At 49.6% G+C, this 13,237-nt stretch carries 13 protein-coding genes; 4 read left to right on the forward strand and 9 right to left on the reverse strand.

The window, feature by feature from the left end; translation table 11 throughout:
• The coding region (locus tag KDK16_RS12515; RefSeq protein ID WP_257255537.1) for a hypothetical protein at window positions 1-238 on the forward strand (238 nt) is incomplete at its 5' end.
• A 121-nt stretch (window positions 239-359) separates the two neighbouring features.
• Here the strand turns inward: KDK16_RS12515 and KDK16_RS12520 are convergent.
• The 7 genes from KDK16_RS12520 to KDK16_RS12550 all read right to left on the reverse strand — a co-directional run bounded on the left by KDK16_RS12520 (window position 360) and on the right by KDK16_RS12550 (window position 7,296).
• Window positions 360-1,133, reverse strand: a complete 774-nt coding sequence (locus KDK16_RS12520) for a heme ABC transporter ATP-binding protein (protein ID WP_257276377.1) — start codon at window positions 1,131-1,133, stop codon at window positions 360-362.
• A complete protein-coding gene (locus tag KDK16_RS12525) occupies window positions 1,133-2,182 on the reverse strand; it encodes an iron ABC transporter permease (RefSeq protein WP_257255540.1) in 1,050 nt (349 codons plus the stop codon). Before KDK16_RS12525 ends, KDK16_RS12520 begins: the two co-directional genes overlap by 1 nt.
• Before the next feature lie 21 nt (window positions 2,183-2,203).
• Window positions 2,204-3,097: a hemin ABC transporter substrate-binding protein gene (locus KDK16_RS12530; RefSeq protein ID WP_257276378.1), complete on the reverse strand. Its 894-nt coding sequence runs from the start codon at window positions 3,095-3,097 to the stop codon at window positions 2,204-2,206.
• Window positions 3,094-3,522: a biopolymer transporter ExbD gene (locus KDK16_RS12535; RefSeq protein WP_257255542.1), complete on the reverse strand. Its 429-nt coding sequence runs from the start codon at window positions 3,520-3,522 to the stop codon at window positions 3,094-3,096. Before KDK16_RS12535 ends, KDK16_RS12530 begins: the two co-directional genes overlap by 4 nt.
• Window positions 3,519-4,205 (reverse strand): MotA/TolQ/ExbB proton channel family protein, encoded by a 687-nt coding sequence (locus KDK16_RS12540; RefSeq protein ID WP_257276379.1) that lies wholly within the window; start codon window positions 4,203-4,205, stop codon window positions 3,519-3,521. Before KDK16_RS12540 ends, KDK16_RS12535 begins: the two co-directional genes overlap by 4 nt.
• A 61-nt stretch (window positions 4,206-4,266) precedes the next feature.
• A complete protein-coding gene (locus tag KDK16_RS12545) occupies window positions 4,267-4,989 on the reverse strand; it encodes an energy transducer TonB (RefSeq protein ID WP_257276380.1) in 723 nt (240 codons plus the stop codon).
• Between the two features lie 258 nt (window positions 4,990-5,247).
• Window positions 5,248-7,296, reverse strand: a complete 2,049-nt coding sequence (locus KDK16_RS12550; RefSeq protein WP_257276381.1) for a TonB-dependent hemoglobin/transferrin/lactoferrin family receptor — start codon at window positions 7,294-7,296, stop codon at window positions 5,248-5,250.
• A gap of 310 nt (window positions 7,297-7,606) precedes the next feature.
• Between KDK16_RS12550 and KDK16_RS12555 the strand changes: the two genes are divergently transcribed.
• Complete coding sequence (locus KDK16_RS12555) at window positions 7,607-8,116, forward strand: copper resistance protein NlpE (protein ID WP_257255546.1); 510 nt, start codon at window positions 7,607-7,609, stop codon at window positions 8,114-8,116.
• Between the two features lie 105 nt (window positions 8,117-8,221).
• On the opposite strand, the gene KDK16_RS12560 is transcribed toward KDK16_RS12555, so the two are convergent.
• On the reverse strand, window positions 8,222-9,307 hold the full coding sequence (locus KDK16_RS12560) for an OmpA family protein (RefSeq protein ID WP_257255547.1): 1,086 nt from the start codon (window positions 9,305-9,307) through the stop codon (window positions 8,222-8,224).
• Between the two features lie 364 nt (window positions 9,308-9,671).
• On the opposite strand from KDK16_RS12560, the gene KDK16_RS12565 reads away from it, so the two are divergent.
• Entirely contained in the window at window positions 9,672-10,715 is a 1,044-nt protein-coding gene (locus tag KDK16_RS12565) for an endonuclease/exonuclease/phosphatase family protein (protein WP_257255548.1), read from the forward strand.
• A 22-nt stretch (window positions 10,716-10,737) separates the two neighbouring features.
• Entirely contained in the window at window positions 10,738-13,017 is a 2,280-nt protein-coding gene (locus KDK16_RS12570) for a TonB-dependent hemoglobin/transferrin/lactoferrin family receptor (protein WP_257255549.1), read from the forward strand.
• 59 nt (window positions 13,018-13,076) lie between these two features.
• Here the strand turns inward: KDK16_RS12570 and KDK16_RS13655 are convergent, their stop codons facing one another.
• Window positions 13,077-13,208 carry a C2H2-type zinc finger protein gene (locus tag KDK16_RS13655; RefSeq protein ID WP_368736491.1) on the reverse strand — a complete coding sequence of 44 codons (132 nt, stop codon included), beginning with the start codon at window positions 13,206-13,208 and terminating at the stop codon, window positions 13,077-13,079.
• Window positions 13,209-13,237 lie beyond the last annotated feature (29 nt).

Genomic DNA, 13,237 nt, shown 5'->3' on the forward strand with positions numbered 1-13,237 from the left:
ATGCTCAGAAAAGAGTCAACTAACAATAGCCAAACACTGTTTGCGTCATCAAAATATTGCCGTTAGCCCCTTAACAACCGAGGCATTTAAAAAATTGTTATCTAAACACCACGATGAGAAAAATTGGCAGGATATCTATCTTGCTAACATGAGAAAACATAAAAAAAATCAGAAGGAGTGGGACCGGTTGCTTGAGGAAGAATTTAGAGAGGTTGGCAAAGGAAACGAATATTATTGAGTTCGAATGGCCTGTTATGCCCTAACATTGTTCATGGATTATCATTAATGAATTGAAGGAAGCAATTTCCCATCCCTACGTTCGAGGGGGATGAGAAATTGTGAAATGATCTCAACAGAGATTAATTATTGATTACCAAAGGACAGTTATGCACAGGATGCTTTGAAATCGTAACATCCACATCAAACACGGCTTGTAACGTTTCGGCAGTCAACACTTCATGGGGTGTTCCCTGGGCTGCTAAACCGCCTTCTTTAAGAATAACCAGACGGTCTGAGTAACGGGCTGCCAGGTTAAGGTCATGCAGAATGACCATTACGCCTACACCTTTCTCAGCCTGTTTGCGGGCCATTTTCAGAGTCAGTTGCTGATGAGCCGGGTCCAGTGCTGATGTGGGTTCGTCCAGCAAGAGGTAGCGTTTGCCAAAATCCGTTTCGTCCCAGATCTGGGCCAACACCCTGGCCATATGAACCCTCTGTCGTTCACCACCGGAAAGGGTAGTGTACCGACGATCTCTCAGGTGTAGACCATCGACTTCTTTCAGAGCCGCTTCAACGATGGCCAGGTTTTGAGTTCGGTCTGTCGAGCAGGGAATGCGTCCCAGAATGACCACTTCTTCAACAGTGAACGGAAAACTCAGAGAGGAAGACTGGGGTAACACGCCCAGCATCAAAGCTTGTTGCTGCAGCGACCAATCATTTCTGCCATTCAATTGTACATTGCCAGAAGAAGGCTTTTGCTCACCACTGATGACTTTCATCAGGGTACTTTTGCCAGCCCCGTTAGGGCCCAGAACAGTGACTACTTCACCGGGAGCGACTGAAAGACTGACATCATCGAGCAGTATCTTTTCACCGATCTGCACTGTGGCATTCTGAACCTTGAGACAACTCATCAGGCAATCCTCTTGCGTTGCTGCCACAACAGAGACATGAAGAACGGGGCCCCCATCAGGGCGGTGACAATACCAATGGGCAGTTCAGCGGGAGCGACAGCGGTTCTGGCAATCATGTCGGCTGCCAGCAGCAGAACACCACCCAGCATGGCTGAGGCGGGTAACAGTGTTCTGTGATCAGGTCCTGCCATCAGGCGAATCAGGTGAGGAACAACCAGCCCGACAAAGCCAATGATGCCGGCTACCGATACAGACACACCGACGGCCATGGCAGTCACCAGAATCAATTTCAGCTTGGTTTTCTGGACATCAATGCCCAGATGTCTGGCTTCGGATTCACCCAGCAGCACGGCATTAAGAACCTGTCCGTACCGACACAACGAGAAAATAACAGGACCCAGCAGGGTGAAGCAGAGCAGGACCGAGTTCCAGTTGGCGCCACCAATGCTACCCATTTGCCAGAAGGTCAGGCTTCTGAGAGTGGCATCGTCGGCAATGTAATTCAGGATTCCCATACCTGCGCCTGCCAGAGCAGAAATGGCTACACCGGCCAACAACATGGTAGCGACAGAGGTACCATTGCTGGTGGTACCCATCTTATAAACGATCCAGGTCGTAAGAACACCACCGCCAAAAGCCAGCAGAGAGACGCTGTAATCCATGAGCAGTGGGCTGGAGAATCCTGCGAAAAGCGCCGATCCCAGAACAATACCGATACCCGCACCAAGGGCTGCACCGCTGGATACACCGATAATACTGGGATCAGCCAGCGGGTTTCTGAACAAACCCTGCATGGCTGCACCGGCAATCGCCAGAGAGCTGCCAATCATGACACCCATCAGTGTTCTTGGGATACGGATGGATTCTACGATCAGACGAGTCTGGTCAGATACCTGGCTGTCAGTGATGTCCAGCCGATCCAAAAGAATGTAGATAATATCCAGAGGTGCAATGGCGACCGGACCGGTCCCCACAGACAGTACAATGACAGCTGGCAGGAGCACTGCCAGCACGATCAGCAACAGTGCCGATTTACGACTACGGTTCATTGTTGTTCTCAGTGGCGGTGATCAGGATTCCGGGTAAAAGGCCTTGGCCAGACTCAGAGCGGTTTCGCCGGTTCTTGGACCCAGACCACCCAGCAGTAACCGACCGTCTACGGGAATGACACGGGCATTTTTACCCGCAGGTGTCTGTTTCAAAACAGGCTGGCTGTCCAGCAACTGTTCCATCGTGAATCCGCGGCCACGATCCGAATAGATAATCACATCAGGGGCAAGGGTCAACAGCGATTCATTGGACAGAGGTTTATAACTGTTGAACTGAGCTTCTGCAGGATTAAAGCCACCGGCCAGCTTGATCAGGGCATTGGCCTCGGTACCGGCACCGGAAACGGATGGGTTTCTGCCTTCCATAGCGAGCAAGAACAGGACTCTGGGCTTATCTTTGCCGTCAGCTATTTCTTTAGCGGCTTTCAGGTCGCTGTCAATAGAGCGCCAGAGGGCTTTCCCTTCCTTCTCTTTGTCCAGCAGTGTAGCTAATGAACGGATTCGCTGATGGATACTTTCAGCCGAGTATTTGGTGGCATAGGATTCTACTTCCAGACCTGCCATTTCCAGCTGAGTGAGGGTAGTTTCTGGCCCCATGTCGTCTGTACCAATCAGCATGTCAGGCTGCAGTGCCAGAATACCTTCGGCAGAGAGCTGCTTGTGATAGCCGAGCTTGGGCAGTTTGTTAACCTGCGGAGGATAGTTACTGGTCAGGTCAACAGCCACCAGCTGATCGCCAGCACCCAAAGCATAAATGATTTCAGTAATGCCACTGCCGGCAGAAATAATGCGCTTCTCGTCTGCTGAACCGTTGTTCTGAGTGTTGATCACTACTGCCGTTGTGGAGAAAGACAGTGGCAGCAGGGCAGCCATTGCCAGAGGGACCAGAAGTTTCTTTACAATTGTTTTGTTCATGGACTCTTCTCCTCCATAAGAACTTGTGCGGCAGTAATTTCGTGCTCACTCAAAAACATCATTAACTCAACCAGGTTGCCCAAAGGCGCTTCCTGATCGCCTGCGATCAGGACCATGGTATCAGGTGCTTTCCTGACCCGAGCCAGCAGCGCCTGACTAAACACTTCAAAGCTGTCGTATTTATGATCTTCCAGTGCCCAGGGCTGGCCTTTTGCCAGAATACTGACGGTGAGTGTTTTGGGCTCTTCGGTAAGAGCGGCTTCTTCACGGCTGGCCTCAGGCAGGTTCACCGGCAGACTCAGGGTTTGCACGTTGGCTGTGAACAGAAGGAAAACCATGACGATAAAAACAACATCGAGCAGCGGTGTCAGGTCCGCCGCGGAGAAAGAAGCGTTTGTTTCGTCTCTATCGGAAATACGAATCATGCTGCAACGGCCTCAGGGCAGATGCCGGTTTCCTGATTGAGAGCAATACCGTCGTCGTTCATTTTCAGGCCTTCCAGCAGCAGGTTGGCGTGGTTCAGGGCAAACTCCAGTTTGGAGACATAGTGGTTCGCCCAAATACCAAAACCGTGAGCGGCGGCCAGAGAGGGAATAGCCACCATAAGGCCAAATGCGGTAGTGAACATCGCTTCCCAGAGGCCACCAGCCAGAACGTCAGGTGTGACCGGGCCCTGTACTTCAGAAATGCCCTGGAACATACCAATCAGGCCAAGAACAGTACCGAGCAGTCCCAGCATAGGCGCCAGAATGCCAATCAGCATCAGTGGTTTCAGCCAGGCATGAAGGGCGTTTTTTTGTTTCAGGAGCCAGAGGCCAGCCAACTCTTCACGCATGGCCTTGTCACAGTCATTGTGGCTCAGCAGAATAGCGATACCCTTGCGAACCCCTTTACCGGCAACAAGGTTTTTGCAGAGTTTGTTCTGGCTGTTGTTGCAGTGAGAGCAGCCGCGAACTTCATTGAGCAGGGTGTTCATGCTTTTTTTGTTAAGGCTGGGCAGCAGAATAAACGTAATCAGCCTTTCCAGAATCAGAGCCAGACTGATGCAGGAAATAATGACCAGGGGCCAGCCCATGAGTCCTGGTTCTGAGATCTGTTCCGGTAACATCAATTAATACCTGCCTTATATCTTCAAAATCTTCTGTAGCCTGTGGCTAAGCCAAAGGCTGTTAATTCAGTTGGAATGCCACGGGAATATGTACCCGGGAAGCCACCAGTCGGTTGTTACGCTTCTGTGGTTCGAACTCCCAGTCTTCGACCGCTGCAATGGCAGACTGGTCGAGAAGCTTGAAACCGGATGATTCCAGCACTTTTATGTTCATTGCATGGCCTTCAATATCTACCACGACCTCCAGCATCACGACGCCCTGCTGGTTTCTCCGTTGAGCAATGCGCGGGTATCTGGGGGGGGCGGACTTGCGAATAGCGGGCCTGGAAACGAAAACAGGCTCATTGCTGAGACCTTCTACTTCAGTCTTTTCTGTGGTGGTTTTGACGACCTGAGTTTCAGCGAGAGGCTCTTCCTGAGGCTCTACTTCTTTTTTGGGCAGTTCCGTTTTTTTCTCGACCACCTCTTCTGGCTCAGGTTCTTTTTTAACTTCGGGCTTTTCAGGTTGCGGCTCTGGTTCCGCGATCTTGACGACGTTTTTCTTTGGCTTTGGCTTTGGCTTCTTGATGGGCTCTGGCTTTTTTTCGACAGGTTCAGGGGTCTCCCTGACAGGCTCCGGCTCAAGAGCAGCCTGCTGCACTGAAGAAAAGGTTATGCTGACAGGTGCTTTGATACTGCCCTGAGCCACTTTAGTCTGCTGAACTTCCTGCTGACCATGGTAGATCGCCGCTGCAATATGTACGGAAATGGAAATGATCAATGTGAGTAGCAGCGTTCGAGACATAATCAGTTTACTTGTGCATGGGCGAATGAAGATTACTGCAACTTTGAGATGTATTCAATAAATCAAATGATAATAATTCGCATTTATTGAGTGCATGTTCAATAAATACCAGAGGGTTGGCGGATCACAGCTCTTACCCTTTTTGCAGGGTGAGTTCTGTTTGGTCGAGGCTGTCATATTCGTCAAGACAGTCCGATGTTTTTACTGGTCTCTGCGAGAGAGAAATGCCGGGCAGGTGCCCGGCAAGGGTGGGTACGTTCAGAACATGTAACGCACGTTCAGTTTGATGTTGCGGCCTGGCTCATAGAGTGTTTCCCAAGCAGAAATGTAGTACTCATTCGTCAGGTTGTTGACGGTCAGATCGGTCTTGATGCCTTTAAGCGCGCCAGTGGTCGGCTCATAGCTCGCATACAGGTCAACCAGATCGTAGCTGCCGTATGAGGATGGGCCATCGTAATCGGAACGAATATCTTCCTGAGCACTGACATAGGTGTAGCGTGAGCCAATTTTCAGGTCACCCTGAAGCATCAGGTAGGCAGCATCTGCAACGACTTTGTCGGCCGGGATGTTATCCAGGTATTCGCCGGTCTTCTTGTCTTCACCACGGGTCTGACCGTAGGACAGACCCAGTTCGACATTCTGGTAGCGGTATTTACCGGCCAGCTCAAAACCTTTCAGGCGGGCTTCATCAACGTTTTCCCAGGTTGTTTTGGTTGGCATGCCAATCCAGTTTGGATCATAAACAAACTGCGTAATGAAGTTATCCACATCGTTTTGGAAAACGTTGGCTGTAATAGTCAGCTCATCATCACCCAGAAGATCAGCAAAATTCATCCGAGCTGAGATTTCCTTGTTCTTGGCTTCTTCAGGTTTGAGGTCCGGGTTGGGTACGAATGTATTGGTGCCAACTGGAGTTGCAAAGTGCGTTCCTGTCGAGAACATCTCTTCCATACTCGGCGCGCGGAAGGCTTCATTGTAACTGGCCGTCGGAGTCAGCCAGTCCGTGGTGTCCCAGATAAGGGCAACAGAGGGAGATACAGCGTCGTCAGTTTGCTTCTTCTCATCAATGTCGGAGTCAGAACGATTGTCCCTGGCCTCAAAACGGTCATAGCGAACACCGGTTTGCAATGTCCAGGCTTTGGCCAGAGGAACGTCGGCCTGAACGAATGCACCAGCGGTGGTAGACTCACCATCCAGAGCTTCCGGACGGTCACCAATTCCGGAATCATCCCGAACGGTTTCAATCGTGTTTCTGTAGGCATCCAGACCATAGGTCAGATCAAAATGAGTCAGCTTTGATAGGTTTGTAAAGGCTGTGCCCAGAGTTTTGTAATGGGTATTGTCAGTCTGTCCCTTTTCAATTCGATACTCGTCGAACTCGGTATCGTTGTAAAACAGCTGGAATTTGCTATCGATCAGAGCACTGTCAGGATTAAAAAGATAAGCAGCAGAAAGGTTGGTGTTGCTGGTTTCCTGAGTAATCAATGGGGAACTACTGCCAACATTTGTTGCCGGGTTGCTGGGAACCTTGGCATTGGTTTGAGCCTGCTGAGCCTTAAACTCAAGACGACTGTCGTCATTCAGCTGCCAGCCCAGTTTGGCCATAGCACCCTGCTCGCGGGAGCCGGAGTTTTCTACGTCGTCGCCATTACCTTCGCCGCTGGTCCCTGTTTCGTAGTTACCACCGTCGTTGTAGTAACCATTAAGCAACCAGTCGAAGTTATCATTCACACCGTAAAGCGAACCACTGGTGCGAGATTCATTGTTGTTGCTGTGGAAGCCCTGGGATATATAGCCACCTAACGTTTCACCAGGTTCCAGCATCTCTTCTGCGGTTTTGGTGTTTTGTACAACCACACCACCGATTGCACCTGAACCCCACAGGTTACTGGATGGACCCTTAACCACCTCGATAGACTTCAGCAGTTCCGGGTCTGTGAAATAAGTCCCACGGTGACCATTGGAGAAGTTTTGACGGGCACCATCGGTGATCTGAAGAACACGAGTGCCTTCCAGACCACGAATATTGATGCTCTGGGAATTCGCACGAGGGCCACCACTGACAGAAACGTTTGTCAGAGACTTAACGGCTTGAGCCACAGACTCAGGTTGTTCCTGCCGGATCTGATACTGGTCTACGACTTCAATCGTTTGGGCCACATCATTGATGTCTTTTTCAGACCGGGTGGCAGTAACTGTTACCTGATTGAGCAGGGTTGCGTCAGTCTGAGATGCACTTTCTGCATATACAAAACCGGAAGACACTGCCATTACAGCAATTGCCAGTCTACTTTTGCTAAACGTCATTGTTTGCCTATGTGTACTGCTATTGGATGATTCTTTATAGAGATCAGTCACACAAGCGCTCTATTCTGAATACCCCGAAGCGCTCGTGATGATGGTGTCGGATAATATGCAAAACAAAAACTAAATGCAAATCATTATCATTTATATTATAAGATGAAGATAGGTCATGAAGGCTGTTTAATGGTTTGCCTTGTTCTAACGAAGGTATGGGAAACAGGTCTATTATTAGCACGGTATAGCCAAGTGACCTTGGCACACTTGCGACGAGATCATTTTGGTATGTCAACTCATTGATTTGGAGAGGCATAAAATGAAAAAGACACTACTGGCGCTAATGGGTGCGGTCATCATTCTGGCAGGCTGTCAGGACGAGAAACCTCCGGAGACGACTGCGGTTGAGGTTCCTGATGTCATAGAACTAGAAAGCGCAATTGATGTAACACCCATTGAAGAAAATCAAGTAACCAGCACCGACACGCCCGTCGAATCTGGGCACAACGCGCAAAACGCTCTCGATTGGAGTGGTGTTTACAAAGGTAAACTTCCCTGTGCAGATTGTGCAGGCGTTGACACAACGCTAACGCTGAATAAAGACGGCACCTACTCATTGCTAGAGGTGTACGAAGGCAAAGGAGGCGAACCCACCAAATCTGAAGGTAAATTCAGTTGGAATAAATCGGGTAATATCATCACGTTGCTTAACGAGTCAGCTCCAAACCAATATTTCGTTGGTGAAAACACACTAATGAAACTGGATATGAACGGCGAGAAAGCAACCGGTGATCTGGCCTCACTCAACAACCTGAAAAAGGTGCCTTGATGGTGGCACTTAAACATGTTGCATGAAGCTGTTCGGTGCCGATGAGAGGAGGTGTCCGGTTGGACTGAGAAGAGGAGAGTTCCGAATGAACTCTCCTCGCCAGAACTACTGCTTGATCTTGTGCTTCAGAGTGGCTTCAACCCGGCGGTTGGCAGCACGTCCTTCAGCTGTTTCATTGCTGGCAACAGGCTGAGCTTCACCATAACCAACGGCGGTGATACTGTCGCCTGCAATACCGTAATCATTGACGAGAATGTTGCGAACGGCATCTGCACGACGCTGTGACAAGTTTTTGTTGTATTGCGCAGCACCTGTGTTGTCGGTATAGCCTGCAATCTCAACAGGTACATCGGGGTAGGCTTTCAGGAATTGCACGACTTCGTCAATGTTATCAATCTCGCCGGTTACCACGGCAGAGTTGGTAGCAAAGTTGACACTGAGCTTCATGCTGATGTCTTTTACCAGTGCAATCTTGCAGCCATTGTCGTCGACTTTGCGACCTTCGGGTGTGTTCGGACACTGATCCATATAATCCGGAACATCGTCTTTATCGCTGTCCAGTGCACAGCCATTGGCATCAACCGGCGCACCGGCTGGTGTATTTGGGCAGTTGTCACGACTGTCAGTCACACCGTCCTGATCAGTATCTGCCTCAACAGGCGCTGGCGCAGGTGCTGAACTGCCACCGAAGGCGTAACTGATTCCGACGTTGACCAGACTGTCCCAGGTGCTGTCGTCGGCTCCGTGGATACCTCTAACATCCCCGCGCAGCGACCAGTTTTCGTTAATGGCATAGCGGACACCAACGCCGGCATTGGCCTGTGTTTCCTGAGAATCATTGAGCTTGCCTTCAAATTCCCCATGGCCCACACCCAGAATGGCAAAAGGTTGCCACTTGGCCGTCATGGGCCTGAAGTAGTAGAGAGCATCCAGGTAATACTGGTTGACGTCAGTATCTCCAATTCTGCTGTCAGCATTGCTGTCGAGAAATCTCAGCTCTGTGGCCCATTGGTCGTTAAAGCGGTATTCACCCCCCAGAGTCAGTGTGGTGGCGTCATCCAGATTGCGATCAGAGTCAAAGTTCTGAAGACCAATTGCAGGGTTGATGTACCAGCGTCCTTCATTGGCAGAAACTGAAGCGGCCAGCCCGGTGGAAATTACAAAAGCCAGTAACTGTCGTTTTTTATACACGGCTACATTCCTTGGTGTCGTTGAAGTGCAGGCAAAGTGTACCTATTTAATGTGCATCTGTTAAATGTCTTTTTCACGTCGTCAAATGAGATTTCTACCCCACATTCAACGACAGTGACTAAATAATGTGCTGAAGACATTTAGAATTACAAAAAAAATACTGTCGCTTATCGAGAAATCCCTGAGAAAACCTTGCTGCCCTGAATACCATCAAAGCCACTGTGGTGAATGGTCGGCTGTACATCTGTGCAAGGAGCAACAGGCTTGTCTCCACTATCTATACTGGGTATCCATGGTCGGCAATCCGGGGCTGATTGAGAGCAGGCTCCTGCTGACCTGACGTTTATCCATTCAGGGCGTCGCTATGCCTTCATTTTCGAAGACCTCTTTTTTTCATTCGTGGTTATTCTGGACCACTGTGTTACTTAAGCTGGGGCTGGGAACCGGCTCTGTTTTTGCCAAGCCTTCTGTTCAATGCTCCGGAACACCGGAAAAGCTGGAAGCCGGCCAATCTATCAAGGTGATGACCTGGAATGTTCAGTTTCTGGCCGGGGGAATTTATGAACTGTGGACCGCTCCAAAGAAACGCGAAGCTCTGACTCTTGATAAACAATTGTCTGTTTTTCAGCAGATAACAGACCTCATTGAAGAAGAAAATCCCGATGTCCTTCTGCTTCAGGAAGTCGACGTGGACCCCAGAGTCAGGATGAACCAGATCCAGTGGTTTAAAGATGCCCTGCCTGCCCGGTTTCATTGCAGTACTTACACCGGCTATAGCTATCTGAAAGGAAGAGCCTCAACGAATATCCGAAAAGAGCCGGGTGGACTTAACCTGCTGACCTTTTCCCGGTTTGCGATTGAAAGTACTGTGAGGCATGACCTGCCTGCCATACCTGATCAGTCCCTTTTTCCCCTGACCACCCGCCGGGCCCTGCTGGAGACCAGAATCAATCTGGGGGCTGAGTCTCTGACCGTAATTAACACTCATCTGGATGCTTTTGCCCAGGGTCTGGATATTATGCAAAGGCAGGTAGAGCAATTGGATAAACGGCTGGGCCAGATAGGAGCCAGCTCTCTCTGGGTTACCGGAGGCGATTTCAATTTGATTCCTCCAGGGCAATATGAACACCTCAATGACTCCGAGCAGTTCTGGTACCAGAAACACTCAGAGTTATCGGTGCTGACTGACAAGTATCCGGTTGTTCCCTCGCCCAAGCAGGCTTCAGGAGAAGAAAAACGTCTATGGTTCACTAATAAAACCCGTCCGGAACTGGGCCTGGACAGGACGCTGGATTATCTGTTTCATTCAGCAAAACTGGATCTGGTGAAAGCCAGAGTGGTTCAAAAAGCTGAGGCGCTCTCGGACCACTTGCCTGTGGTGGCAGAGTTCAGATTGCAGAAGAACTGATTCATTTTCAGGTTGCAAAACAATGAGCCTACCCGTGATTCAAAAAACACATCTGGCCCTGACTGTCATGGCAGTCGCTACCGCCACAGCAAAGGCGGAAGAAGTTCTGCCGTCTACACAACCCACTCTGCTGGATCAAGTCACTGTATCCGCTACCCTAACCGAGAATAATCTGGACTCAGTCGCCAGCAGTGTAGATGTCACCTCGGCAGATGACATCGAAAAGAGAATGGTGAATGACATTGATGATCTTGTGCGATATGAACCGGGAGTTACAGTCAATAATGATGGCCGAACCGGTGCGGGTAGCTTCAACATTCGTGGGATGGATGCTAACCGTGTCAAGATTACCGTGGACAGTGTGGATCAGGCCAAAGCTTTCGATTCTACCAAGATGTTCCTGCGCTCCGGGAGAAACTTTATTGATTTCGAAACCATCAAGGCTGTTGAGGTCTTAAAAGGCCCGGCTTCCACCGTCCATGGTAGTGATGCCATCGGCGGTGTTGTGGCTTTTGTCACCAAAGATCCTGAAGATTTTCTTAATCCCGAAGGTGATGACGCCTATACATCCCTGAAGGGTGGTTACTCCTCTGCTGACAGTGCTTTTACTGAAACAGCAACCTTTGCCAATCGCAGTGGTGACCTGGAGAACCTGCTGATCTTCACTCGTCGCGATGCCAAAGAAACCCGGACCCACGGCGGTGCTGATATCAAGGGTGATGCCAGGGGTAAAGCTGATCCCAAGGATATCGGTATCAACAACGTGCTGGGCAAGTTGCAGTATCAATTGAACGACGTTCATCGTATGGGTCTGACAGCCGAGTGGCGCAAGCTCAATTCAGAAACTGATTTATTATCAATGGTCGGTGCACAGCCCACTGGAAATCCTTCACCTTACAGCAAGTTTGAGGCAGATGATTCAACAAAGCGTCAACGCTTTGGCGCGTTTCATGAGTGGGAAGCGTTCGTACCGGTTTTCGATACGCTCAAGTGGACTCTGAACTGGCAGGAAACTGAGACCAATCAGGTGACCTATGATGAAATGCAGGTCGAGACCGGGAGTGCTCCGCAATGGGAAACCCAGGGAAGAAACAAGGATTACACATACAAGGAAACCAGCTGGCAGTTTGATCTGAAGATGACCAAATGGCTGGACTTCAAATCGTCCGATCATCTTATCAGCTTCGGTCTGGAGCAGCAGAGAAAAGAGCAGAATAACCTGAACAGAACTACATACGTTAAGAATCCGGCTGGCGAAGAGAGTGACATTAGTCGCTATGCGCCGCTGGCGACGGTGGATTCTTTGGGTATCTATCTTCAGGATGAAATATCCCTGCTGAATGATCGTCTGATAGTGACCCCCGGTGTTCGTTATGACCGTTTTTCAGCTGAAACTGAAAAGGATCAATATTACACAAATGTGTATAAAGACAAATCATACGACAGTTGGCCTCTAAAGACAGGAGTTGTTTATAAGTTCACGGACGTGTTTTCCGGGTTTGTACAGTACAGTCAGGGCTTTGGAACACCCGATTTATTTGCTATGTACTTTGAAGAAATCGTACCTGTCGGCCCAATGAATATTCATGTTATGCCCAACCCTGATCTGAAGCCTGAGAAAAGCGATTCTATCGAAGTAGGACTGAGAGCGAACGGGCGACTTGGAAGTGCAGAGATCACTGCATTTTACAATCGGTATGATGACTTTATTGAAATGGTTCCCCTCGGAACGGATGGGAGAGATATTCAGTATCAATATCAGAATCTTGATAATACAACCATCAAGGGTCTTGAGCTGAAAGGCCAGCTCTGGCTGGATGAAGCCGCTGGAGCACCCATTGGATCAAGCTTGAAGGCAGCGGTTGCCTGGAGCCAAGGTCAGGGCACTTTCTCGAATGATAAGGGAGAATTATTTAAAGACGCCCCCCTCAACAGCATTGCTCCGCTCACCGCTGTTATTGGACTGGCCTATGATTCACCCAGTGAAAACCGGGGCGGGGCTGTAATGTGGACTCTGGTCGCCGCTAAAGATAAAGATGATATCTCTAACAGCGATATTGCTTCAGACGAGAGTGAAACAGGGGGCGAACAGTTCGCAACACCCGGCTATGGCCTTGTGGATATAACCACTTACTACAAGCCGATAAAAGAAGTGACCCTGACCGCCGGCATTTTCAATATGACTGACAAGAAATACTGGCATTGGGATGACGTGCGTGGTCTTTCCGGCACCTATGATGGGCTTAGCCGTTATACTCAGCCCGGCAGAAACTTTTCTGTCAGTGTGAAGTGGGAAATCTGAACGGGCTATCGGTGATTGGGTTACTTCGTAAGTGTATTCCGGTTTGTATCATCAAGCTTTCATTTTCGGTGCTTCCTTCTGTGATCAGACAGGGCTTGAGCGTTTGGCAGAGTCTTCTGGCACTCAGGGCAGGTTTGTTCTGGGGTGTGATCTCTTCTTTTGTGAACCGACAGGGCTTTCGCATTTGGCAGGGTCTTCCGGCACTCAGGGCAGGTTTGCT

The sequence above is a fragment of the Endozoicomonas sp. SESOKO4 genome, from assembly GCF_024606275.1.

Excerpts from the sequence above, each read along its gene's own strand:
- KDK16_RS12520 (WP_257276377.1), bottom strand. The coding sequence starts at position 1,133 with ATGAGTTGTCTCAAGGTTCAGAATGCCACAGTGCAGATCGGTGAAAAG.
- KDK16_RS12525 (WP_257255540.1), bottom strand. The coding sequence starts at position 2,182 with ATGAACCGTAGTCGTAAATCGGCACTGTTGCTGATCGTGCTGGCAGTG.
- KDK16_RS12530 (WP_257276378.1), bottom strand. The coding sequence starts at position 3,097 with ATGAACAAAACAATTGTAAAGAAACTTCTGGTCCCTCTGGCAATGGCT.
- KDK16_RS12535 (WP_257255542.1), bottom strand. The coding sequence starts at position 3,522 with ATGATTCGTATTTCCGATAGAGACGAAACAAACGCTTCTTTCTCCGCG.
- KDK16_RS12540 (WP_257276379.1), bottom strand. The coding sequence starts at position 4,205 with ATGTTACCGGAACAGATCTCAGAACCAGGACTCATGGGCTGGCCCCTG.
- KDK16_RS12545 (WP_257276380.1), bottom strand. The coding sequence starts at position 4,989 with ATGTCTCGAACGCTGCTACTCACATTGATCATTTCCATTTCCGTACAT.
- KDK16_RS12550 (WP_257276381.1), bottom strand. The coding sequence starts at position 7,296 with ATGACGTTTAGCAAAAGTAGACTGGCAATTGCTGTAATGGCAGTGTCT.
- KDK16_RS12555 (WP_257255546.1), top strand. The coding sequence starts at position 7,607 with ATGAAAAAGACACTACTGGCGCTAATGGGTGCGGTCATCATTCTGGCA.
- KDK16_RS12565 (WP_257255548.1), top strand. The coding sequence starts at position 9,672 with ATGCCTTCATTTTCGAAGACCTCTTTTTTTCATTCGTGGTTATTCTGG.
- KDK16_RS12570 (WP_257255549.1), top strand. The coding sequence starts at position 10,738 with ATGAGCCTACCCGTGATTCAAAAAACACATCTGGCCCTGACTGTCATG.